The 23694-nt window shown below is 66.4% G+C and carries 22 protein-coding genes and 2 tRNA genes; 18 read left to right on the top strand and 6 right to left on the bottom strand.

The features are described 5' to 3' along the window. The first annotated feature begins 56 nt into the window (after positions 1–56). Together RWO33_RS03920 and RWO33_RS03915 are read left to right on the top strand one after the other, a co-directional pair. The gene (locus tag RWO33_RS03920; protein WP_145478065.1) at positions 57–692 is read left to right on the top strand and encodes a glutathione S-transferase N-terminal domain-containing protein; all 636 of its coding nucleotides are present in this window, start codon (positions 57–59) and stop codon (positions 690–692) included. A 125-nt stretch (positions 693–817) separates the two neighbouring features. Then, entirely contained in the window at positions 818–1258 is a 441-nt protein-coding gene (locus RWO33_RS03915; RefSeq protein ID WP_145478064.1) for a ClpXP protease specificity-enhancing factor, read from the top strand. A gap of 44 nt (positions 1259–1302) precedes the next feature. On the opposite strand, the gene RWO33_RS03910 is transcribed toward RWO33_RS03915, so the two are convergent. The 4 genes from RWO33_RS03910 to RWO33_RS03895 all read right to left on the bottom strand — a co-directional run bounded on the left by RWO33_RS03910 (position 1303) and on the right by RWO33_RS03895 (position 4156). Continuing rightward, positions 1303–1659 carry a DUF3301 domain-containing protein gene (locus tag RWO33_RS03910; protein ID WP_145478063.1) on the bottom strand — a complete coding sequence of 119 codons (357 nt, stop codon included), beginning with the start codon at positions 1657–1659 and terminating at the stop codon, positions 1303–1305. Positions 1660–1720: 61 nt separating this feature from the next. Next, entirely contained in the window at positions 1721–2812 is a 1092-nt protein-coding gene (locus RWO33_RS03905; protein ID WP_314102329.1) for a DUF2272 domain-containing protein, read from the bottom strand. Positions 2813–3035: 223 nt separating this feature from the next. Then, positions 3036–3890 carry a carboxylating nicotinate-nucleotide diphosphorylase gene (gene nadC, locus RWO33_RS03900; RefSeq protein WP_145478061.1) on the bottom strand — a complete coding sequence of 285 codons (855 nt, stop codon included), beginning with the start codon at positions 3888–3890 and terminating at the stop codon, positions 3036–3038. Beyond that, positions 3887–4156, bottom strand: coding sequence for a Trm112 family protein (locus RWO33_RS03895; RefSeq protein WP_314102326.1), 270 nt, complete (start codon positions 4154–4156; stop codon positions 3887–3889). The genes nadC and RWO33_RS03895 overlap by 4 nt, the downstream gene beginning before the upstream one ends. 60 nt (positions 4157–4216) lie before the next feature. Here RWO33_RS03895 and purE point away from each other — a divergent pair, with 60 nt between their 5' ends. Together purE and RWO33_RS03885 are read left to right on the top strand one after the other, a co-directional pair. Then, entirely contained in the window at positions 4217–4720 is a 504-nt protein-coding gene (gene purE / locus RWO33_RS03890; RefSeq protein WP_145478059.1) for a 5-(carboxyamino)imidazole ribonucleotide mutase, read from the top strand. Continuing rightward, a complete protein-coding gene (locus RWO33_RS03885; protein WP_314102323.1) occupies positions 4717–5868 on the top strand; it encodes a 5-(carboxyamino)imidazole ribonucleotide synthase in 1152 nt (383 codons plus the stop codon). Before purE ends, RWO33_RS03885 begins: the two co-directional genes overlap by 4 nt. 70 nt (positions 5869–5938) lie before the next feature. Here RWO33_RS03885 and RWO33_RS03880 read toward each other — a convergent pair whose 3' ends face one another. After that, positions 5939–6517: a Fe-Mn family superoxide dismutase gene (locus tag RWO33_RS03880; protein WP_314102322.1), complete on the bottom strand. Its 579-nt coding sequence runs from the start codon at positions 6515–6517 to the stop codon at positions 5939–5941. Between the two features lie 92 nt (positions 6518–6609). On the opposite strand from RWO33_RS03880, the gene grxD reads away from it, so the two are divergent. The 11 genes from grxD to RWO33_RS03825 all read left to right on the top strand — a co-directional run bounded on the left by grxD (position 6610) and on the right by RWO33_RS03825 (position 20011). After that, entirely contained in the window at positions 6610–6930 is a 321-nt protein-coding gene (grxD, locus tag RWO33_RS03875; RefSeq protein WP_070206960.1) for a Grx4 family monothiol glutaredoxin, read from the top strand. Next, positions 6927–7670: an SDR family NAD(P)-dependent oxidoreductase gene (locus RWO33_RS03870; protein WP_314102321.1), complete on the top strand. Its 744-nt coding sequence runs from the start codon at positions 6927–6929 to the stop codon at positions 7668–7670. The genes grxD and RWO33_RS03870 overlap by 4 nt, the downstream gene beginning before the upstream one ends. 346 nt (positions 7671–8016) lie before the next feature. Beyond that, entirely contained in the window at positions 8017–11208 is a 3192-nt protein-coding gene (locus RWO33_RS03865) for a carboxypeptidase regulatory-like domain-containing protein (RefSeq protein WP_314102319.1), read from the top strand. A 268-nt stretch (positions 11209–11476) separates the two neighbouring features. Further along, the gene (ppnN, locus tag RWO33_RS03860) at positions 11477–12865 is read left to right on the top strand and encodes a nucleotide 5'-monophosphate nucleosidase PpnN (protein WP_145478054.1); all 1389 of its coding nucleotides are present in this window, start codon (positions 11477–11479) and stop codon (positions 12863–12865) included. A 160-nt stretch (positions 12866–13025) separates the two neighbouring features. After that, complete coding sequence (locus RWO33_RS03855) at positions 13026–13538, top strand: GspH/FimT family pseudopilin (protein WP_314102317.1); 513 nt, start codon at positions 13026–13028, stop codon at positions 13536–13538. Beyond that, positions 13529–14005 carry a type IV pilus modification protein PilV gene (pilV, locus tag RWO33_RS03850; RefSeq protein ID WP_314102381.1) on the top strand — a complete coding sequence of 159 codons (477 nt, stop codon included), beginning with the start codon at positions 13529–13531 and terminating at the stop codon, positions 14003–14005. Before RWO33_RS03855 ends, pilV begins: the two co-directional genes overlap by 10 nt. Then, the gene (locus RWO33_RS03845) at positions 14002–15168 is read left to right on the top strand and encodes a PilW family protein (RefSeq protein WP_314102315.1); all 1167 of its coding nucleotides are present in this window, start codon (positions 14002–14004) and stop codon (positions 15166–15168) included. The genes pilV and RWO33_RS03845 overlap by 4 nt, the downstream gene beginning before the upstream one ends. A gap of 13 nt (positions 15169–15181) precedes the next feature. Then, positions 15182–15688: a PilX N-terminal domain-containing pilus assembly protein gene (locus tag RWO33_RS03840; protein WP_314102313.1), complete on the top strand. Its 507-nt coding sequence runs from the start codon at positions 15182–15184 to the stop codon at positions 15686–15688. A gap of 11 nt (positions 15689–15699) precedes the next feature. Then, a complete protein-coding gene (locus RWO33_RS03835; RefSeq protein WP_314102311.1) occupies positions 15700–19446 on the top strand; it encodes a PilC/PilY family type IV pilus protein in 3747 nt (1248 codons plus the stop codon). Beyond that, the gene (locus RWO33_RS03830) at positions 19446–19874 is read left to right on the top strand and encodes a type IV pilin protein (protein WP_314102309.1); all 429 of its coding nucleotides are present in this window, start codon (positions 19446–19448) and stop codon (positions 19872–19874) included. Before RWO33_RS03835 ends, RWO33_RS03830 begins: the two co-directional genes overlap by 1 nt. Before the next feature lie 60 nt (positions 19875–19934). Next, positions 19935–20011 (top strand) — tRNA-Asn (locus RWO33_RS03825). A gap of 47 nt (positions 20012–20058) precedes the next feature. On the opposite strand, the gene RWO33_RS03820 is transcribed toward RWO33_RS03825, so the two are convergent. After that, the gene (locus RWO33_RS03820) at positions 20059–20598 is read right to left on the bottom strand and encodes a GspH/FimT family protein (RefSeq protein WP_314102307.1); all 540 of its coding nucleotides are present in this window, start codon (positions 20596–20598) and stop codon (positions 20059–20061) included. Between the two features lie 148 nt (positions 20599–20746). Here RWO33_RS03820 and uvrB point away from each other — a divergent pair, with 148 nt between their 5' ends. The 3 genes from uvrB to RWO33_RS03805 all read left to right on the top strand — a co-directional run. Then, positions 20747–22771, top strand: a complete 2025-nt coding sequence (uvrB, locus tag RWO33_RS03815; RefSeq protein WP_314102305.1) for an excinuclease ABC subunit UvrB — start codon at positions 20747–20749, stop codon at positions 22769–22771. A 107-nt stretch (positions 22772–22878) separates the two neighbouring features. Beyond that, positions 22879–22953, top strand: a tRNA-Val gene (locus RWO33_RS03810). A 172-nt stretch (positions 22954–23125) separates the two neighbouring features. Continuing rightward, positions 23126–23694, top strand: a 569-nt coding sequence (locus RWO33_RS03805) for a ComEC/Rec2 family competence protein (protein ID WP_314102303.1), incomplete at its 3' end; no start/stop codon positions are given.

Raw genomic sequence — 23694 nt, 5'->3', positions numbered from 1 at the left:
CAATGGGCCGGCGGCGCCGACGCAGTCGACGGATATCGACTGCTGGAGAGCCTTTGATGGCGGCGAGCGTACGCATGCGGAATACCCTGACGCTGTTTTCCTCGAACGACGACGTGCTGTGCCATCGCGTGCGCCTGGTGCTTGCCGCCAAAGGCGTTACCTATGATTTCGTCCCGGTCGATCCGCAGAATCCGCCCGAGGACCTGATCGACCTCAATCCGTACCACTCCGTGCCGACCCTGGTCGAGCGCGAACTGGTGCTGTATGCGGCCTCGGTGGTCAGCGAGTACCTCGACGAGCGTTACCCGCACCCGCCGCTGATGCCGGTCGATCCGCTGTCGCGCGCGCGCATCCGCCTGGCGATGCTGCGCATCGAGCACGACTGGGTGCCGCAGGTGCAGGCGATCCAGCTCGGCAACAAGACCCAGGCCGAAGCCGGTCGCAAGCGCCTGAAGGAACTGCTGACCAGCGCCGTACCGCTGTTCAAGGCCAGCAAGTTCTTCCTCAACCCGGAAATGAGCCTGGCCGATTGCGCCATGGCGCCGATCATCTGGCGCCTGCAGTCGCTGGACGTGCCGCTGCCCAAGGACGGCAAGTCGATCGAGGACTACGGCAACCGCATCTTCCGCCACCCCGGCTTCATCCGCAGCCTGACCGACCAGGAAAAGAAGCTGCGCGACCTGCCGGCCTGAGCACGGCGTCGCTGCACCCACGCCATACGCACGCACCGTGCATGCTGACCGCTGCACGGGTGGGCGCGTACACTGGCGGCAGGCAACCAGAATCCAGAGCCGTCACCTTTCCGCGGCGCCCCATAATGACTGAAGACACTTTCCGCATGACCAGCCACCGCCCGTACCTGCTGCGGGCATTGGTGGAATGGATCAACGACAACGACCTGACCCCGCACATCCTGGTGGATGCCGGCATGCCCGGCGTGCAGGTGCCGCCGAGCGCGATCAAGGACGGCCGGGTCGTGCTCAACATCGCCGAGCGTGCGGTGGTGAGGCTGCACATCGACAACGACACCGTGAGTTTCTCGGCCCGTTTTTCCGGCACCAGCTACCCGGTGCAGGTGCCGATCTCGGCCGTGCTGGCCGTGTACGCCCGCGAGACCGGGCAGGGCATGGCGTTGCCCGATGACATCCCCGGCCACGAGCCGAGCGCGGACGATGGCGTGCCGCCGGACGACACGCCGACGCCGGACGATACCCCGCCCAAGCCCAGCGGACGCCCGCACCTGCGGGTGGTCAAATAAGAGACATCAGCAGGTAGGTGCCGACCGTTGGTCGGCACGTGCGGTCACACATCCTCGGCCCCGCGCGTATCCACCCCACGCCGGATTTCACTGATCCGCGCCGCGGACGGTCCCACGAACGCCACCAGCTGGTCGCCCCGCAGCACCATGCGCCCGGTGTGGCGGTCGATGCCATCGTGCGAATACTCGAAGCGGTAGGTGCGCTCCCAGCCCAGCCAGCCATTCTCCTTGCGGCACACGCGCAGGCTGCTGGCGTGCACGGCCTGGTCCAGCCACTGCACGTCGGCGGCGCGGCAGGCATTGCGGCCCAGCTCGATGGCGCGCTCGGCCGCCGCGCGCGACGAATTCCAGAAGGCGTAGGCGAACGCGCCGGCAATCATCAACAGGATAAGACTGGGCATCGGCGGCTCGGTGCGGAATTGGAATCAGGAACCACCAAGATGGCGACGAACCGGCGCCGGATCAAGCCGGCGACCCGTCCTGTTTCTGCGCCGGCGGTTGTTGTGGGGGAGTCGGCTGCGGCTGCACGGGTCGCGGCGGGACGACACGCGGGAACGTGGGCTTCTGCTGCGGAGCGGCAGCCGGCACACCCGGCTGGGCCGGTGCCGGTGGCAGGCCGGTGGCCGGCGTGGGCGGAGGGGCGGGCGTGTAGCTGGACATCGGTCCGACCGACGTGGTCGCCACCAGCTTCAGCAGCGCGGCCCAGTCCTGCCGGTTGAAGTTGCACTCGTCTTCGCGTCCGGGGGTGCAGCCGATGTCGTAGGGGTCGTTGGACGGGGCCGGCGGCAACTGGATGCGGCCGCTGCGGTCCAGCGACAGCTTGCGCATCGCCACCGTGTTCATGACGTTGCCGCCGATCAGGTACAGGGTGTGGTCGCCGCCCATGTTGGCCGCGATCACCACCTCGCAGTGCGACTTCCAGTTCGCCACCGTGCCACCGCTGAGCTGTTGCACCAGCCCCGCGTAACTCAGCGATTCGCTCCGCCCGCGGAGATAGCACAGCAGGTCGCCGGGCGCGGGCTTTTCCTGCGCGGGATCGGTCATCCGGTAGGGGCCGGTGTTCTGGTAAGCGGCGCGGATGTAGTCGATGTGGCGCGGCGAGCGGGTGAAGCCGGGTACCCCGGCACGGCTCATCACCCAGGAGATGAAAGCGGCCGACCACGGGTTGTCGATCAGGAAGGCCCGGCAGTCGCTGTCCGTGTAACGCGTGCCGAACGGCGCCATGCAGCTGGTTGCGCCCGGCTGGCTGCCCATCGGCCCCAGGGTGCCGCTGTCGCGCCAGTACGCAACCACGCGTTGCCACGCGGGCATGCCATCGTCGGACAGGTACTCGCGCTCGGCCTCGCTCACGCCCAGGTTGGCGGCGCGGCCGTCGCCGTCGATGAAGGGGCGGTACCACAGCCGATGCTCGTTGCACGCAGTGCGCACGATGCTCATGGCGAGCGGGCTCAGACCGTAACGCGGCGGGATGTCACAGACTTCGGCGGCGGCGGCGGCGCCCGGGAGCATCAGGGCGAGGGGCGACAGACAGGCAAGCAGGGGCAGGGGGCGCATCCACGCACTCCGGGTGAGGGCAGGGGAAGCGTCGCAGAGCCGGCAGGGGAAGCCTGTGAAGGCAGCGGTGCGCCGGCGCACGACCAACGGTCGTGCGCTACCGGGCCAGCCGCCCCCCGTTGTTCGGAACGATGGTAGGTACCGACCGTTGGTCGGTACGAATGGCAGGCACCGACCGTTGGTCGGTACGAAGGGCAGGCACCGTCCGTGGTTCGTTACCCGATCAGGGCGGGTCGCCCAGCTTCAGCGAAAGATCGATCGCCTGCACATGCTTGGTCAGGCCGCCGATCGAGATGCAGTCCACCCCGTCTTCGGCAATCGCGCGAAGACCGGTCAGGTCCACGCTGCCGGATACCTCCAGCGGAATGCGACCGGCCGCGATGCGCACCGCCTCGCGGCGCGTGGCCGCATCGAAATCATCGATCAGGATGCGGTCACAGCCCACCGCCAGCGCCTCGCGCAGCTGGTCCAGGTCCTCCACTTCCACCACCAGCGGCAGCCGCGGCCACTGCGCGCGTGCGGCGTTGACCGCAGCGGTCAGCGAACCGGCGGCGCGGATGTGGTTTTCCTTCAGCATCACCGTATCGAACAGACCCAGGCGGTGGTTGTCGCCGCCGCCGCAGCGCACCGCGTATTTCTGCGCCACGCGCAGCCCGGGCAGGGTCTTGCGGGTGTCCAGGATGCGCGTGCCCGTGCCCGCCACGGCGGCCACGTAGCGGGCGGTGGTGGTGGCGGTGCCGGACAGTGTCTGCAGGAAATTCAGCGAGGTGCGTTCAGCACTGACCAGGCTGCGGTTGCGCCCGTGCAGCAGGGCCAGCACGGTACCGGCGCGCACCGCATCGCCTTCGGCGACCTGCCATTCGATCCGCACCTGCGGATCCAAGGCGCGGTGGGTGGCGTCGAACCAGGGCCGGCCGGCGATCACCGCATCCTGCTTGCACAACAGGTACGCGCGGTCCGGACGGTCCGGGAGCAGGGCGGCGGTGACATCGCCGCTGCCGATATCCTCGGCCAGGGCGCGGGCCACGTCGGCCTGGACCTGGTCCGGGGCCGGGGGCGTCAGCGGGGCCGGGCTCATTTTTCCGGGAAATCGGCGATCTGGGCGGTGTCGATGGCTTCTTCCGGCAGCAGCACCGCAATGCCATCGTCCACGCGGAACACCTCCTTGCGGTCACGGGTCAGCAGCGCCTCGCGCAGCGGCTGCGACTGCGGGCTGCCGCCGACCTTGGTCACGCTGCCGGCGGCGATGGCCTTGTTGAGCGCGTCCAGGCCCTTGGCGTCGAGAAGGGACAGGGGCTGGCGGGTGTGCGGCGAGCACAGCCGGTCGATGACTTTGCGGTCCATGGGGCTCTTCGTAGTGCGTGGAAGACGGCTAGAATACGTCTTTAAGGCAGGTGACGGCCAATGACCCCCAACCAATCCGCGCCGCTCGTCGGCATCGTCATGGGTTCCCGCTCCGACTGGGAAACCATGCAGCACGCGGCGCAGAAGCTCGACGCGCTCGGTGTTCCCTACGAAGTGAAAGTGGTATCGGCACACCGGACCCCGGACGTGCTGTTTACCTACGCCGAGCAGGCCGGTCCGCGCGGGCTGCGCGCGATCATCGCCGGCGCCGGTGGCGCCGCGCACCTGCCGGGCATGATCGCGGCCAAGACCGCGGTGCCGGTGCTGGGCGTTCCGGTGCAGTCCAAGGCCCTGAACGGCATGGATTCGCTGTTGTCGATCGTGCAGATGCCGGCCGGCATCCCGGTCGCCACGTTCGCCATCGGCAACGCCGGCGCGTCCAACGCCGCGCTGTTCGCCGCCGCCATGCTGGCCCCGGAACAGGCGGTCATCGGCCAGGCGCTGGACGCCTTCCGCGCCCGCCAGACCGAAGACGTCATGGCCCACGACGATCCGCGCCAATGACCGTGCAGACCGTTGGCATCCTGGGCGGTGGCCAGCTCGCCCGCATGATGGTCCTGGCCGGCGCCCCGATGGGGCTGCGCTTTGAAGTGTTCGACCCCGCCGCCGATGCCTGCGGGGGCCAGCTCGCGCCGCTGCAGGTGGCCGCGTTCGAGGACGAGGCCGCGCTGGCTGCGTTCGCCGAGCGGGTCGACGTGGTGACCTTCGATTTCGAGAACGTGCCCGCGGGTAGTGCCCGTTTCCTGGCCGAACGGGTCCCGGTGTATCCCAACCCGGATGCGCTGTCGGTGGCCCAGGATCGCCTGAGCGAGAAGACCCTGTTCCGCGAGCTGGGCATTCCACTGCCGCCGTTCGCCGATATCCGCAGCCGCGACGAGCTCGCCGCGCAGGTGGACGCGTTCGGCCTGCCGTGCATCCTCAAGACCCGCCGTTTCGGCTACGACGGCAAGGGCCAGTTCCGCCTGCGCACGGCCGCCGACATCGACGCAGCCTGGGCGGCGCTGGGCGCGCAGGTCGAGCGCACCGGCCTGATCCTGGAAGGCTTCGTCGCGTTCGAGCGCGAAGTCAGCGTGGTCGCGGTGCGCGGCATCGACGGTGAGTTCCGCGCCTGGCCGGTGACCGGCAACTGGCACGTCGATGGCGTGCTCTCGGCCAGCGTCGCGCCGGCCCGGTTGGCGCCGGCGCAGTACGAGGCGGCCATCGGCTACGCGCAGACCCTGGCCGAGCGGCTGGACTATGTGGGCGTGTTCGCGCTGGAACTGTTCTGCCGCGGCGACGAGCTGCTGGCCAACGAAATGGCGCCGCGTGTGCACAACTCGGGGCATTGGACCATCGAAGGCAGCGAAACCTCGCAGTTCGAAAACCACCTGCGTGCGGTGCTCGGCCTGCCGCTGGGCGATACGCGCATGCTCGGGCATGCCTGCATGCTCAACTGGATCGGCGAGATGCCCGATGCCGAGGCCGTGCTGGCGCAGCCCGGCGGCCATTGGCACGACTACGGCAAGGAATCGCGCGAGGGTCGCAAGGTAGGCCACGCCACCCTGCGCGAGGACGATGCCGCTGCGTTGGCCGCTGCGCTCGATGCAGTGGGGGCGCAGCTGGATCGCGCTGCGCAGGTCGCCCCCGCGGCAGCGTCGCTTCGCGACGCCTGAGGTCACGACCAACGGTCGTGACCTACCTTGCGACATTCCGGTAGGTAACGACCGTTGGTCGTTACTCGCTTCAATCGCGCAGCTGGCTGGCGACGAAGTCCCAGTTGACCAGCTTCCAGAACGCCTCGAGGTAACGCCCGCGGTCGTTCTGGTAGTCAGTGTAATACGCGTGCTCCCACACATCGCAGGCCAGCAGGGGCGTGCTGTCGCCGGTCAGGGGTGTGCCGGCGTTGCGCGTGACCTGGATCGCCAGCGCCCCGGACGGGTGCTGCACCAGCCAGACCCAGCCCGAGCCGAACAGCCCCAGCGCGGCCCGGTCGAACTCTTCACGCAGGCGCCTGGCATCGCCGAAATGGCGGCTGACCCGTTCGCCGAGCCGCCCCTGCGGATCGCCGCCCGCGCGCGGGCCCAGGCATTGCCGGTAGAACGCGAGGTTCCAGGCCTGGGCGGCGGCGTCGAACAGGCTGCCCTGGCTGTGGCGCACGACCTCCTCCAGCGCCAGCTCGGCCAGCTCGGTGCCCTCGATGCGCGCGTTCACCGTATCGATGCAGGCGCGGTGGTGGCCGTGGTGCAGGTCCAGGCTGGTGGCCGACAGGTGCGGCTGCAGGGCGGTACGGTCGTAGGGCAGGCGGGGCAGTTCGAAGGGCATGGGTCGCGGCGGGGCCAGTAGGATTACAATGAACGTACAGGGAGTCTATCCGACCGCCGAGGTGGGGTGCCCCGTTGCGCAGGGAGAGTGTGGTGGCGGTGATGCAGCAGATCCAGGCCGAAGTGGAGCGTTATCCCCTCGTGTTGTTCATGAAGGGCACCCCGCAGTATCCCATGTGCGGCTTTTCCAGCCGCGCCGTGCAGGCACTGATGGCCGCTGGCGCGGTCGCGCTGCGCACCGTGAACGTGCTCGAAGAGCCGGAGATCCGCGCCAACCTGCCGCGCTTCTCCAACCTGCCCACCTTCCCGCAGCTGTTCATCAACGGCGAGCTGATCGGCGGCTGCGACATCGTGCTGGAGCTGTTCGAGTCCGGCGAACTCAAGCGCATCGTCGAAGAGGCCTCGCAGCCATGAACGCGGTCCCGTCCATCGGGGTCGGGACCGGGTCGCTGGCCGACCGCGTCATTCTCATCGCCGGGGCCGGCGGCGGCTTCGGCAGCGCCGCTGCCGTGGCCTGCGCCCAGGCAGGGGCCACCGTGGTGCTGCTGGGGCGCAAACCGCGCCGCCTCGACCGCGTGTATGCCGCGGTCGAGGCCGCAGGTCCCGAGCCGCTGCTGTACCCGCTGGACCTGGAAGGGGCTACCCCGGACGATTACGCCACCCTGGCCGAGCGGCTGCAGTCCGAGCTCGGCCGGCTGGACGGCGTGCTGTACTGCGCGGCCGATTTTGCCGGCCTGACCCCGTTCGAACATGCCGACCCGGCCGCGTTCGCCCGGGCCGTGCATGTCAACCTGACCGCGCCGGCCTGGCTGGCCCAGGCCTGCCTGCCGCTGCTGCGCCAGCGCGAGGATGCCGCACTGGTGTTCACCGTGGACGATCCCGAGCGGGTAGGGCGGGCCTTCTGGGGCGGCTATGGGGCGGCCCAGCATGGCCTGCGTGGGCTGATCGCCTCCCTGCACGACGAACTGGCCCGCAGCCCGGTGCGGGTCAGCGGGTTGCAGCCCGGCCCGATGCGCACTGCGCTGCGGGCGCGTGCGTTTTCGCTGGACGAGGACGGCAGTGCCCGTGAGCCGACGCTCGCCGCTGCGGCGGCCGTCCAGCTGCTGTCGGCGGCCGGGATCGCGCACCGCGGCCAGGTCCAGCACCTGGCGTAACCCGGCGGCAATAGTGGATCTGCACTCTTTGCGGTCCCATCCGGGCGCCATGGACCTTGTTGATCACCTGAACGGTGAAACCCCTGCCTGTTGGCCCAATTCAGCCAGATGTGAAGATGGCGTCACGAACGCGTTGTGATGGCGTGTGTTTTGTCGCCAAATCGTCATATAACGGGCTTATTGTGTTAATCTAGTGTTAACCGTTGCGGCTGAAACCAGCCTGCGGCAAGGGAACCCAGATAAAAGTCCATACAGCCGCTGAACGGCTGCTTGGGCGCGTTTTTTTTTCCGCCATCGCCAACTCGCATCGAGGCTACTCCCAATGATCGACCCACGCTGTCTCCGGATGTCCAAGCTCACCCTTGGCCTCATGGCAGTACTTGCTGCCGCCCCCGCCTTCGCCCAGAGCACCTCTGCCGGTGTTGGCGGCCAGGTCATGTCTGCCACTGGCCAGCCTGTTGCTGGCGCCGAAGTCACCATCACGCACACCGAGTCGGGCACCGTCAGCCGCGCCATGACCGATGCTGCGGGTCGTTACAACGCACGCGGCCTGCGCGTGGGTGGTCCGTACACGATCACCATCACCAAGTCCGGTGAAGGCACCAAGACCGAAGAAGGCGTGTACCTGGGCGTGAACCAGACCGGTACCGTCAACGCCGCCCTGACCGGCGACGTCGCCGCGACCAACCTGGACGCTGTCCAGGTCGTCGCCGTGGCCGGTGGCTCGGAAGTGTTCAGCTCGACCAAGATGGGCTCGGGCACCAACATCAGCCAGCAGCAGATCGAGACGGCCCCGTCGATCGGCGGCAACATCCAGGACCTGATGCGTCTTGACCCGCGCGTGACCTTCATCGACCGCGCCTCGGGCTCGATCTCGGCCGGTGGCCAGAACCCGCGCTTCAACTCGATCAACATCGACGGCGTCTCCGCCAGCGACACCTTCGGCCTGGAAGGCAACAACATGCCGACCCGTCGCCAGCCGGTCGCGATGGAAGCCATCGAAGCGCTGGACATCAACCTGTCCAACTACGACGTCAGCATCGCTGCCGCCGCCGGTGCCACCGTCAACGCGGTGACCAAGTCCGGTACCAACGAATTCCATGGCTCGGTCTACGGCACCTACCGTGACGGCGACTGGTTCGGCGACAACCCGGAAGGCCAGCCGTTCAAGGGTTTCACCAAGGAAGAAACCTACGGCATGACCGTGGGCGGCCCGATCCTGAAGGACAAGCTGTTCTTCTTCGCCAACTATGAAAAGTTCAAGCAGGCCGCCCCGGGCGCCGACCTGAGCGGCACCGCGCTGGGCAAGGCCAACGCGCAGATCACCCTGGCCGACGTGACCCGTGCTCAGCAGATCGCGCAGAGCTACGGCATCGCCGCCGGTGGCCTGGAAAGCAACGGCGACACCGAGATGGAAGAGTACGCGCTGAAGCTGGACTGGAACATCAGCGACGACCACCGTGCCAACATCCGTTACAGCAAGATCGACCAGAGCAAGCTGCGCATCAACGGCATGACCACCAGCTCGGCCTCGCTGAGCTCGTACTGGTACCAGCACGACAAGACCAACGAAAGCTATGTCGCCCAGCTGTTCAGCGACTGGTCGCCGAACTTCTCGACCGAGCTGAAGGCCTCGTACCGCGAGTACTCGGCCATCCGCAACGTGCCGACCGACGCGCCGAGCATCCGCATCTACTTCGGCGGCACCCCGACCGCGCCGGGCGGCGACTCGCTGTACCTGGGTACCGAAGTCAACTCGCAGAACAACATCCTGGAGACCAAGGCGTGGAACTACTACGCCGCCGCTACCTGGACCCTGGGTGACCACGACGTCAAGTTCGGTGCCTCCTACGACACCAACGACATCTACAATTACTTCGGCGCCAACTCGTGGGGCGCGTACGGCTTCTATGGCCTGGACAACTTCGCTGCCGGCCGCTGGAGCACCTACAACTACAACCCGGAACGCACCCCGGGCTCGATTCCGGCGGACTACAAGTTCAGCAACCTGGCCCTGTTCGTGCAGGACACCTGGTACGTCAACAACAACCTGACCCTGACCATGGGCGTGCGTGCCGACCGCGCCGACACCAGTCCGGCCCCGGCTTACAACGCCGCAGCGTCGCAGTTCTTCGGCCTCGACAACAGCGAAGTGCTGAGCAACACGTTCCTGATCCAGCCGCGCGTCGGCTTCAACTACACCTTCGACACCGATCGCCAGACCCAGCTGCGCGGCGGCGTGGGCCTGTTCCAGGGTGATGCCCCGCAGGTGTGGCTGAGCAACAGCTACTCGGCGACCGGCTTCAATAATTCGGTCTACGCCTACACCGGCGGCTACAACCCGGCGCTGCCGTTCAACCCGAGCAAGGACGGCCAGCCGGTTCCCACCACGCCGGGCTCGAACCTGCAGAACGTCAACTTCGTCGGCAGCGACTTCAACATGCCGTCGGTGTACAAGGCCAACCTGGCCTTCGATCACGAGACCCCGTGGTACGGCATCGTGGCCTCGGCCGAGCTGCTGGTCACCAAGGTCAAGGATGCCCTGTACTACAAGAACCTGAACCTGGGTCCGGTGCAGTACCAGGGTCCGGACGGTCGTGACATGTACTACTCCACTGCCAGCACCGGTACGGCCTGGACTACCGGGAACAACCGCGCCGGTCGCAACCGCGCCTACGATTCTGTCTACGAGATCGCGAACACCGACAAGGGTCGCACCTCGCAGTTCACGGTCTCTCTGGCCAAGCCGTGGGATGCCGCCAGTGACTGGTCGTGGAACATCGGCTACACCTATACCGATGCCACCGAAGTCGGCTCGCTGACCAGTTCCACCGCCAGCTCGGGCTGGGGTTACCAGTACGCCTTCAACGCCAATGACGAGATCGAGAACACCTCGCGCTACCAGATCCGCGACCGCCTGTCGGGTGCGCTGAACTGGAAGCACAAGTTCTTCGGTGACTACGAAACCCGCGTCGGCCTGGTCTACGAAGGCCGCAGCGGCCGTCCGTACAGCTACGTCTACGTCAACGACGCCAACGGCGACAACCGCATCGCGAACGACCTGTTCTACGTGCCGGCGGGCCCGGGCGACGTGCTGTTCGGCAACCTGGTAGGCAGCACCTTCACCCCGGATGCGGCGATGGAAGCCTCGTTCAACGAGTGGCTGGCCAACAACCCGCAGCTGGCCAAGTACGCGGGCAGCTACGCCCCGGCCAACCAGTTCCGTACCGGCTGGATCAACACCTTCGACCTGCGCATCAGCCAGGAACTGCCGGGCTTCATGAAGGGTCACAAGTCGGAGATCTGGCTGGATATCCAGAACGTCGGCAACATGATCAACAAGGACTGGGGCAACATCTACGACTACGGCTTCTTCGCCGATGCGCGTGTGGCCACCCTGCAGGGCATCAAGGACGGCAAGTACGTGTACAACTTCCGCGGCGCGGATGAGCCGGTAGTGGCCAACAACGACGCAGACGGCTTCGACGTCGGTGTGTCGCAGTGGTCGGTGCAGCTGGGCTTCCGCTACCAGTTCTGATGAGCTGACGTAGTGAAGTGGTAACAAGGAACGGCCGGGGAAACCCGGCCGTTCTGCTGTGTGCGGCACGCCGGCGGCAGGCGAGGGCGCTTGTCTGCATCATTGGATCAGCGTATGCTCTTACGGTTGCGCGAAAAACGCGCACTTACGGCAGCCCCCAGGCGCCGCCGGGCTCGAATTACATCCAACGGTCGGGTTTCCCGGCCGTTTTGCTTTTAAAGGGGGCAGCGGTACAGTCGGCAACCTTGAGGAAGCGAAAAGAATGGAAATGACGATTACTGAAAAACCGGCGCGCACGCTGCCGGTGCAGGACGCGCGGATCTACCCGCGCGGTGGGCTGGATGTGCTGTCCCGCGCTGAAGTGGCGCGCCTGCGCGACGCCTCCGGCGGCGGCATGCACGAACTGCTGCGCCGGTGCGCGCTGGCCGTGCTGACCAGTGGCAGTGCCTCCGACGATCCGCGTGCGGCGCGCGACCTGTACCCGGATTTCGACATCCAGGTCGCCCAGCAGGACCGCGGCGTGCGCATCGACCTGGTCAACGCACCGGCGATGGCGTTCGTGGATGGCGAGATCATCCGCGGCGTGGCCGAGCTGCTGTTCGCCGTGGTCCGCGACCTGGCCTACATGGCCATCGAAATGGGTCCGGCCTACGCGGCCGAACTGGAATCCTCCGACGGCATTACCAACGCGGTGTTCGGGCTGCTGCGCAACGCGCGCATCCTCAACCCGGGCGACCCGAACCTGGTGGTGTGCTGGGGCGGCCATTCGATCGGCCGCGATGAGTACCTGTACACCAAGCAGGTCGGCTACGAGCTGGGCCTGCGCGGGCTGGACATCTGCACCGGCTGCGGCCCGGGCGCGATGAAGGGCCCGATGAAGGGCGCCACCATCGCCCATGCCAAGCAGCGCAAGCACACCACGCGCTACATCGGCCTGACCGAGCCGGGCATCATCGCCGCCGAGTCGCCGAACCCGATCGTGAACCACCTGGTGATCATGCCGGACATCGAGAAGCGCCTCGAAGCGTTCGTGCGCATCGGCCACGGCATCATCGTGTTCGCCGGCGGCGTCGGCACCGCCGAGGAAATCCTGTACCTGCTCGGCATCCTGCTGCGCGAGGAAAACAAGGACCTGCCGTTCCCGCTGATCCTGACCGGTCCGACCGTGGCCGCGCCGTACTTCGAGCAGATCGACCGCTTCATCCGCCTGACCCTGGGCGATGCCGCCGCCGAGCGCTACCAGATCATCATCGGCGACCCGGTGGCCGTGGCCCGGCAGATGTCGGCCGGCATCAAGCGCGTGCGCGAGCACCGCCTGGCGCAGAAGGACTCGTTCTTCTTCAACTGGTCGATCGAGATCCCGTGGGAGTACCAGCAGCCGTTCGTGCCGACCCATGAAGCCATGGCCGCGCTCGACCTGCACCACGGCCGGCCGCCGCATGCGCTCGCCGCCGACCTGCGCCGTGCGTTCTCGGGCATCGTTGCCGGCAACGTGAAGGAAGACGGCATGCGCCGCATCGAGCAGTTCGGTCCGTTCGAGATCCACGGCGACGCCGACATGATGCTGGCCCTGGACGAGCTGCTGCGCGCCTTCGTCGAGCAGCGCCGGATGAAGATCTCCGGCGAATACCAGCCCTGCTACCGGGTGCTGGCCTGACCTGAACGGGCCGGGCGGACGGGGAGTCCGCCCGGTCCGCTGACCGCGGGGGTGTCAACGGTTTGACGCCCGTCGCCTTCGGACGACCGTTCGTCCTGCTGTCGCTTGCCGCCAGGCGGCCGGGCGTCCATTGTCCTGTCATCACGCTGGGGAGCGTTCCATGCACATGCGTTTCACCAAGGGCTTCACCCTGATCGAGCTGATGGTCACGATCGCTGTCGTCGCCATCCTGGCTGCGATCGCGTTCCCCAGCTTCGAATCCACGCTGCGCAACAATCGTGTCGCCACGGCGAACAACGCGGTCCTCGGAATGGTCAACCTGGCCCGCAGCGAGGCCATCCGTAGTGGCCAGGGGGGCGTGGTCTGTGGCAGCAGCACGGGCACCTCGTGCGACGGCAGCTGGGCCCAGGGCATCGCCGCCTTCAGCGACCCGAACGGCGACGGGTCGCCGAGCGACGGCACCATCCTGCGATTCAACGACTTCAAGACCTCGCTGACCGTGACCGGACCCGCCGACGTAATCGCCTTCGACGCCCGCGGCCGTCGGCGTCACAGCGATGACCAGCAGCTACGCATCCGCGCGGCTACCTGCAGTGCCGGTGCGCAGCAGCAGCGCACCCTCATCGTCAATGCGTCCGGCCAGCTGCGCAGCACCAAGGAGACCTGTTCGTGAAACCCTTCCAATCTCCCGGCCGGCAGCAGGGCTTCAGCCTGCTTGAGGTGCTGATCGCCGTACTCGTGCTCGGCTTCGGCCTGTTGGGGTTCGCTCTCATGCAGACCATGAACGTACGTTTCGTGCAGAGCGCCAACCATCGGACCCAGGCGACCAACCTGGCTTACGACCTGATCGAGCAGATGCGCTCCAATCGCTTCCAGTCCAGTTGGTACTCCACGGCCAGTTTCGCCCCGGGTAGCAAGGCGGTGCAGAACGTCTGCGCGCCTGGGGCCGGTACGATAGCGCTCCCGGACAAGGTCACGCTCTGGCAGTGCCAGGTCGTGCGGGCGCTCGGCAGTGATGCCGGTGCGCAGGTGACCGTTGCTGGCGGCGTCGCCAGGGTCGCCATCACCTGGGGCGACCAGCGTTGGGATCCGCAGAATCCCGACCAAGCCACCACCTTTGAACTGGCGACCGAACTATGACCCGCTCCGCACCCCGCCCTTGGGCGATGGCCGGCGTGTCGCTGGTGGAAATGATGATCGCGCTGGTGATCGGCATGATCATCATGCTGGGGGTCATCCAGGTCTTCGCCGCCTCTCAGACCGCCTCACGGCTCTCGGAGGGTGCGTCGCGCGTGCAGGAAAACGCGCGGTTCGCAACCGAGTTCCTGGAGCGTGATCTGCGCATGGCCGGGCACATGGGCTGCGTGAACGACCAGGCGCACGTGGTCAAGAACCTTGGCGACCCGGTCAATCATCTCGTTGCCGGCGTGGGCAGCGGATCGCCACTGGATTTCCGTGTGTCGATCCAGGGCTATGAGGCACCGAACACCGCACCCGGTGGCGTGTTGACCCTGGGGGCGGCCTGGACCGCCCCGTCCGGGTTGCCGGCCAGCATCAGCGGACTCAACCCGGCACCGGCGGGCGGCAGCGACGTGCTGGTGCTGCGATTCCTGGGCGCAGAGGGAGTGCCGGTCAACCAGATCTCGCTGGCCGGCGGTGCCTCCACCGTCACCGGCGACGCCGACCGCATCACCCGCATGACCAAGGACGGCGTGGGTACTCCCACCCTGTTCGGCATCGCCGACTGCGGTCATGCGGACATATTCGCGGGCGCGCTGTCGGGCAACCAAGTGAAGGCGACTGGTGTCGACCTGACCCGTTACACCACCCAGCCGACCGGGCAGACCATGCTGTATCGCGCGGAATCGCTGGTCTACTACATCGGCCGCAATGCGACCACGGGCGTGAACGGCCTGCGCCGCGCACGCGCCGATTCCAGCGGCGCGTACTCCACCAATGAAGAGGTGGTCGAGGGTATTGAAAACCTGCAACTGATGTTCGGTCTGGACTCCACGCCAGTGATCGGGCTGGCCACGCCGCCGGTGGGCAGTGTGACCCAGGCCGCCGTGGCCAGTGGCGTGACCACCGCCACGGACGCGGCCGGCGCGGGCCAGTGGCTGCGCGTGGGTCAGGTCAAGGTCGGCCTGCTGGCGGTCAGCCCTGACCGCTCGTCCTCGATCGACGCGGTCAACCGGCCCTCGGTGCTGGGCGTGGAATTCGCTCCCGCCGCAAACAACGACGGACGTTACCGTTCGGCCTATGAAGTCTCCGTCGCCCTGCGCAACAGACTGTTCGGGAACTGACATGGCAATCTCCGTGAAACCTCCGCGCACCCCCAAGGGCCCGTACGGACAACGTGGCGCAGTACTGTATGTCGCGCTGATCATGCTGATCCTGCTCGCCCTGCTCGGCATCGCCGGCATGCAGGTGGCGGGCATGCAGGAAAAGATGGCGTCCAACTACCGTGCCGCGAACCGCGCCTTCCAGAACAGCGAAGGCGTGGTGCGCAATGCCGAGCGCTCGGTGGAGAACATCGCCAACCGCAATGCTGCGGCCGACGGCGCGCTGGTTGCGGAAGGCGACATCAATCGCATCTGCGACGACGGCTACGACCCTGTCAAATGGGCGGGCGAGGTGCCGGCCGGCTCGACCTCCAGGGTCAACGTACGCCAGATCGACAAGTGCATCGTCGGCGAGGCCGCGTTGGACATGGGCGAAGCACTGGACGAAACGACGCCGATCTACCAGATCACCGGTTTTTCGACCGACGATCCCGCGGCCGTGTCATCGGCCGTCGTGATCGATACCGTATTCAAACTTTGAGGGCGCGGGCCATGGCTTCGCAGAAGAAAAAGTGGTTCACCGCAGCGTCCATCGGCGTCGTCGTCGCTGGCGGCTGGCTGACGTACAGCCTGTTGGCCCGACAGGGGCAGGGCATCCTGTCCCAGCAGCCCCTCAACATCCAGGCCTCCGCCCCGCCGGCATTCCTGATGGCGCTGGATGACTCGGGCTCGATGCTCTGGGAAGTACAGAACAACACGCGCGATGGTGTTTTCCGCTGGGTGCGTACGCCGAACAATGCGGTGGGCTTCTTCAATGGATCCAGGCCGTACGGCTACAGCGACGGCACGGGTACGAACTACCACTATGTGACGCCGAACTATGGTCGCGGCGACTCGAACCTGGCGATTCCCCCGCTGGACGCGTTCGGCTTCGCCCGCTCGCCGGACGTCAACCCGGCGTATTTCGATCCGCGTGAAATCTATCCGGACTGGAAGACCGGCGATGAAGCCAAGCCCAGTTACATGAGCATCGATCCGTTGGCCGCACCGGTGGACCCGCGTCCACCCGGCGCCAACAACAAGGTGAACCTGACCAAGAACCTCACGGTCATGGACCTGAGTACGGAAGACAACATGCGTTTCCGGTTCACCCGCAACATGGTGATCCCGGTTGATACGCTGATCCGGCCCAAGACGTGTGGGGGCGGCAACGACAACACATCGGACCTTTACGCCGACGGCAAGTCAACGCCGGCGAATTTCGTCCGCGTCACCCGTGCGATCACCGTGACGGCCGACTGCGATACCAACGTGGGCTATTACCCGGCCACGTTCTATCTCGAGACCCAGATGCCGGCCAGTTATGGCTATACCGCGACGCCCGTGGCAGTGACCAATCCGGTCGGCGGCCGGCCTGGCACGCTGTACAAGTACGAGATCACGCTCGCGAATTTCAACAACGACGTAACCAACTACAACCTGGCGATGGGGAATTTCGCCAACTGGTTCAGCTTCTACCGTACCCGCCGCGAGGCATTGATCGGTGCGGCCACCAATGCGCTGCATGAACCCACCAACCTGCGTGTCGGCTGGTTCCGCATCAACAATCGCCGCACCGCGACCATGTACGACCTCGGCACTCCCGAGCAGAAGATCGCGTTGATTGCCGATATCACCAGGGACATGCGTGCCGGTTCGAGCACGCCCAACCGGTCGGCGGCGGCTTACCTGGGCAGCCAGTTCAAGCGTGTCAAGAGCGCGAGTGACCCGAATCCGCCCGTGCTGCTGTCCTGCCAGAAGAACGCCGGCATGCTGTTCACCGACGGTTTCATCAATGAAACCGGCAACGCCATCCGGATGAAGGACGGCATCGCCCAGTACTACGACAACTCCCTGGTTCCAAGCATGGAGTCCAATTCCGTTCCGATCCCGAAGGAGTGTCCGGACGGCAAGCTCGATTGCAAGACCAATCTGCACATGAATTTCTACGGCGTCACCTTGGGTACGCTGGGTGAGCAGTTCGGCGTTACCTATCTGCCGGACGCGACGAGGCCGTGGATCCTTTCGCCCAATCCCTACGATACACCGCCCCGCTTCGGTACCAGCACGGTCGACAACGCGCCGGGCGCAGTAGATGAGCTCTGGGAGGCGGTGCTTTACACGCATGGCGAAATGGTGAATGCGACCAGGGCGTCGGACATCACCGCAGCCATGCGCCGCATCATCAGCAATGTTTCCAAGGGCGCAACGCCGTCGGGTACCCGCTCGCTCACTGGCGCACGCGTTGGTACGGGGTCTCTGGCGGTAGAGCCGTTCTACGAAGCGACGAACAATGGTACGGACTGGTACAGCAAGCTGACGGCCTTCAAATTGAGCGTGGATCCGACGACGCGCGGCATCGTGTCCGAGGCGGCTTGGGAGGCATCGGAACGGATGCCGGCATCGGGCGCGCGCAAGGTATGGTTGTGGAGGGACGGTGCACTGCAGCGGTTCAACTCCACCAATGTCAGCCTGGCCGACCTCTGCAGCAAGCCGGCCAATCTGTACGCCGGCATGCTGCAATGCAGCAACATCAAGACGTTGACCGAGGACAACAACGCGACCGCGGTGGATTATCTCCTTGGCGATACCACCAACGAAGTGCGCAACCGTGGCAAGCTGCGCGACCGCACGACCGTGCTCGGCGACATCATCAACTCCACGCCGGTGTTGAGTTCGCCCACGGACGATTACGGCTACCGCAACCTGCCCACCATCGGCTCCGCCTACGTCAATTACCTGACCGCCAAGCGAAACGACCGCCGCTACATGGTGTATGCCGGCGCCAATGACGGCATGCTGCATGCCTTCGATGGCGGCATGCGGGCTGACGGCACCCAGGATGCCAGCGGTGGCAGGGAAGTGTTCGGCTATGTGCCGTCCACGGCGCTCGGCCACATGGGCAACCTGCTGGTTCCCTACGATTCCACGGCCCAGGAAAATACAGCGTTCCAGCACCGCTACTTCGTGGACGGTCCCGTCGTGGTGGGCGACATCCACGATGGCACCGGCTGGAAGACGGCGCTGGTCGGCACCTCCGGGGCTGGCGGCCGCAGTGTGTTCGCGCTTGATGTGACCGATCCCACGGAATTTGGTGGCACTTCCAGCCTGCTCTGGGAAATCAATGATTTCGACGGTCAGCTCGATGAGGTGGTCCGTAACAACATCGGCCACGTTCTCGGCAAGCCGGTGATCGTGCCGGTCAAGACGTCGAGCGGGACGGGGTTCCGGGCCATTTTCGGCAACGGTGTGGAAAGCAAGAACGGCAAGGCGGCACTTTTCGTGGTCGACATGGTGGCTGGCCGTAAGCCGAAGGTCACCACCTATGTGGTGGAAGAGACGGGTACCAACCTGCCGGCGGGACGCAACGGGTTGACCAACATCGTCGTTGTCGACCGCTGGAAGGGTACGGACCTGAAAGACAGCGGGCGAGACGGGTTGGCTGACACCGTCTACGCAGCGGACCAGAAGGGGGCGATCTGGAAGTTTGATCTGGGCAGCACCACCGCGCCCAAGGTGCCGGTGTTCACCACCAACACCAGCGTGGATACCGACAAGCTGACCTATCGCCAGCCGATCATGGGCGGGATCACCGCGACGTCGGGCGCCGCTGGCGGCGTGATGCTGTTCTTCGGCACGGGTAGCTTCTCCTACGTCGAGGACGGCATCGACCGCAGCATCCAGGGCCTGTATGGCGTCAACGACACCAGTGGCAAGGCGCCGACGGTCACCCTCACTTCGGCAAACCTGCGTCCTATCACCGTGAGTGGTGGCGCAGACGCGCGCTCCATCACCATGGGGGCCATACCGGCCGACAATGCGGGATGGACCGTGATCCTGCCAGCCGGTGAGCGTTTCGTGGCCAGTCCAGCGGTGAGCGCGGGCGTGGTGTTCATGCCCACCTACGTGCCCAAGATCGGCCAGAGTGGTGGCTGTACCGTCGACGGTTCGAACTGGCTGTTCGGTCTGAACGCGGCGACCGGTGCTGCCGGCCTATCGCAGGTGCGGGTGGGCACGCCGGATGGCACGTCGCCGGCCGCGGGTACGGCCGCGCTGCCGCTCAGCACGGGCGGGAACGCACCCGTCCGCGACGTCACCACCGCGGTGGTGCCGCGCCTGGCGGCTCCGGAAAAGTCGGGCACCAACCCGCCGCCGACACCCCCGGGCACGGCCTGCATGATGCAGGTCAGCGTGGCCGGGGCACCCCCGATGTACCTGCCGTACCCGTGTGGCCGTCAGTCCTGGAGGCAGATCAAGTGATGAAAGCAGCCCTGTCCAATGTTTCACGAAGCCGTGCCCGCGGCTTCACTCTGATCGAACTGATGATCGTGGTGGCGGTCATCGCCATCCTCGCTGCCATCGCGGTCCCCAGTTACGCCGATCATGTTCGCAAGTCGCGCCGTGCGCAGGCGAAGGCGGACCTTGTGGAATACGCTGCTTCCGCAGAGCGCTTCCATACGGTCAACAACACTTATGTGGGATATCGGTTCCCGAATGGGGCGACCACCATCCAGTCGCCGCGCGAAGGGGGGACGGCGGCCTACACCCTCAGCATGGCCACTACCGCGCGCACGTTCACGCTGACCGCCACAGCCGGTACTGCGCAGTCCCAGGACAAGTGCAAGGACCTGTCGGTGAACCAGGCCAACGTAAAGACCGCTGGCGCCACGTTGTCAGAGTGCTGGTGATGCGTTTGCCCCGGCGCGGGGCTTGCAAGGCAGGTGTGCGCTCCTTACAATGCGCCTCCCGCCCGAATAGCTCAGCCGGTTAGAGCACTTGACTGTTAATCAGGGGGTCGTTGGTTCGAGTCCAACTTCGGGCGCCAGTTCCAGCAGAAGCCGCGAGCAATCGCGGCTTTTGTCGTTTTAGGGTTCAGCGCGGGCAGTCGATGGGCACGCGCACCCGCGTCGAGCGCGTGCGCCCCACGTTGTTCACCACCACCTGGCCGTGCAGCCGTCCACCCGCGCAGATGTCCACCGTCAACGGGCTGCCGCTGCTGCGCCCGTCGCCCTGGAAGCGCAGGCGTTGCCGTGCCCGGCTGCTGGTCGCGCGCAGGCCATGATCGTCGTAGCCTGCGCGGAACTGCAGGACGCGTTCCGGCGTGGCCAGGTCCGCGCCCGTGGCCGGGTCGAGGAGTATCAGCCAGCCGCGGCTCCAGTCGCTGCCGCAGCGCGTGCCGTCGTCGCTGGGGCACACCGCCACCGGCGCATGGCGGGTAATGGCGGTGCTGCGCGCGCTGTTCACCACCGACACCAGCTGCATGCGCAGCATGTCGGCGCGCCACCGGCCCAGCGCGTCGCTGAACGAGGGCAGGGCGAGCAGGCAGAGCAGGGCGGCGATGGCCAGGGTCACGCTCAGCTCCAGCAGGGTCATGCCGCGCAGGCGGCGTGAGTGGCGTCGCGGGGGCGGCATGGCGGGCTCCGGTTGCGGGAGCGTCTACCCTGTTCCCTGCCGCCGCCGACGCCCATCGGCGATCACCGTCCTGGCGTGTGGGGCTGCCCCTCAGCCGGCCGTCACCCAAGCCCCCGGTATAATGAAAGGCCCGGTCTATGGCGGCACCATGAGCGATCGCTTCGAACTTGTATCTCCGTACTTCCCGGCGGGCGACCAGCCGGCGGCGATCGAGAAGCTGACGGCCAACTTCGAGGCCGGCATCGCCAAGCAGACGCTGCTCGGCGTCACCGGCTCGGGCAAGACCTACACGATCGCGAACGTAATCCAGCAGGTGCAGAAGCCGACCCTGGTGATGGCGCCGAACAAGACCCTGGCCGCGCAGCTGTACGGTGAATTCAAGGCGTTCTTCCCGCACAACGCGGTGGAGTACTTCGTCAGTTACTACGATTACTACCAGCCGGAAGCCTACGTGCCGTCGTCGGACACCTTCATCGAGAAGGACAGTTCGATCAACGAGCACATCGAGCAGATGCGGCTGGCGGCGACCAAGACCCTGCTGTCGCGCCCCGACGCGATCGTGGTGGCCACGGTGTCGGCGATCTACGGCCTGGGCGCGCCCGAGGACTACCTGTCGCTGCGCCTGATCCTGTCCACCGGCGAGCGCATCGACCAGCGCGACCTGATCAACCACCTCACCCAGCTGCAGTACACCCGCAACGAGTACGAGCTGCACCGCGGCACCTTCCGCGTGCGCGGCGAGGTGATCGACATCTTCCCGGCCGAGTCGGACAGCGAAGCAGTGCGCATCGAGCTGTTCGATGGCGAAGTGGAACAGATCAGCATGTTCGACCCGCTCACCGGCGAAAGCCTGCGCCGGCTGCAGCGCTATACGGTGTACCCCAAGACCCATTACGCCACCACCCGCGAACGCGTGCTGTCGGCGGTGGACACGATCAAGGCCGAACTCAAGGTGCGGCTGGAGCAGCTGTACGAGCAGAACAAACTGGTGGAAGCGCAGCGCCTGGCCCAGCGCACCCAGTTCGACCTGGAGATGATGGCCGAGGTCGGCTTCTGCAACGGCATCGAAAACTATTCGCGCCATCTCACCGGCAAGGCCGCCGGCGAGCCGCCGCCGACCCTGTTCGACTACCTGCCGCCGGACGCGCTGCTGGTGATCGACGAGTCGCACGTGACCATTCCGCAGATCGGCGCGATGTACAAGGGCGACCGCTCGCGCAAGGAAACCCTGGTCGAGTTCGGGTTCCGCCTGCCGTCTGCACTGGACAACCGCCCGTTGCGGTTCGAAGAGTGGGAAGCGCGCTGCCCGCGCAGCATCTATGTCTCGGCCACGCCGGGGCCATATGAACTGCGCGAGGCCGGCGACGAGATCACCGAGCTGGTGGTGCGCCCGACCGGCCTGATCGACCCGGTGGTGGAGATCCGCCCGGTGGGCACCCAGGTCGACGACCTGATGAGCGAAGTCAACGAGCGCATCAAGCTGGGCGACCGCGTGCTGGTCACCACGCTGACCAAGCGCATGGCCGAGAACCTCACCGAATACCTCACCGAACACGGCATCCGCGTGCGCTACCTGCATTCGGACATCGATACCGTCGAACGCGTGGAGATCATCCGCGACCTGCGCCTGGGCAAGTTCGACGTGCTGGTCGGCATCAACCTGCTGCGCGAAGGCCTGGACATGCCGGAAGTGTCGCTAGTGGCCATCCTCGATGCAGACAAGGAAGGCTTCCTGCGTTCCACCGGCTCGCTGATCCAGACCATCGGCCGCGCTGCACGCAACCTGCGCGGCAAGGCGATCCTGTACGCGGACAAGATCACCCGCTCGATGCAGGCGGCCATCGAGGAAACCGACCGGCGTCGCGCCAAGCAGGTGGAATACAACGAGACGCACGGCATCGTGCCCAAGTCGGTACTGCGCCCGATCGTGGACGTGCTGGAAGGCGCGCGTTCGGAAGCGGCGGAAAAGGAAGCACGCGGCAAGGGCAAGGGCCGGGGTGGCAAGGTGGCCGAAGAGGCGGTGGATTACCGCAGCCTGGAACCAGCGCAGATCGCCAAGCGGCTGCAGGCGCTGGAGCAGCAGATGTACCAGCACGCACGCGATCTGGCGTTCGAGGATGCGGCGCGTGTGCGCGACCAGATCCGCCAGTTGAAGGAGCTCAGCCTCGGCTGAACGGCACGCTGCGAAATACCTTCACAAAAGTGTTGCTCTTCACGCAGGACGTCCGTAATATACGCGGCCTGCACCGACGCAAACGCAACGGCGCAGCAGTGAAAAACGGGCGGTTAGCTCAGCGGTAGAGCACTACCTTGACATGGTAGGGGTCACAGGTTCGAACCCTGTACCGCCCACCACTCCAGTCCCAGCGACTGCAGTGGCACAACAGGAAAGCCGGCCATCAGGTCGGCTTTTTTGCTTTCCATCGGTCGCGTTCGCGGCGCATTCCCACAGCACGCACGCCAGGTGCCTGATGTTCCCGGCGGGGCACACCACCGAGCATGCTGTTTTACCGGCGTAGCGGCGCGCATGACACTTCCCCTGTTCGGCAAGGCCACGGCGGCAGCGCTGTTGGGCGGCATCTGCATGGTGGTGTTCGCGCCGCGGCTGCTTCCAGCCGCGCTGGCCGGGTGCGCGCTGCTGCTCGGCGTGCCGCTCTGGTGTGGCTGGGCGCGGGGGCGCTGGTGTGGCGCGGTGCTGGTGGGCCTCGGCTGGGCCGCAGTGCAGGCGCATGCCGCGCTCGACGTGCAGCTGCCTGCCGGTGCGCCGGCGACGCTGCACATGTTGCGGGGCAGGGTGGTGGACCTGCCGCAGCACGGTCCGCGCAGTACCCGGTTCCGCTTCCGGGTGGACGATGACCCGGCCATGCCGGCCAGGCTGCGCGGTCGCGAGCTGGTGCTTTCCTGGCATGACGGCAGCGCGGTGCGCACGCCCACATCCCGGCATGCTGTACAGGCCGGGGCGCGCTGGCAACTGCAGGCCCGGCTGCGACCACCGCGTGGCCTGCGCAACCCGGGCGGCTTCGACGCGGAGCGGCATGCGCTGTGGCAGCGGCTGGCGGGTACCGGGCAGGTGCGCGCACCGGCCAGGGCGCTGGG

The sequence above is a fragment of the uncultured Stenotrophomonas sp. genome, assembly GCF_963519925.1.
GTDB lineage: Bacteria > Pseudomonadota > Gammaproteobacteria > Xanthomonadales > Xanthomonadaceae > Stenotrophomonas > Stenotrophomonas maltophilia_AE.
This window is presented reverse-complemented; position numbering and strand designations above follow the sequence as displayed.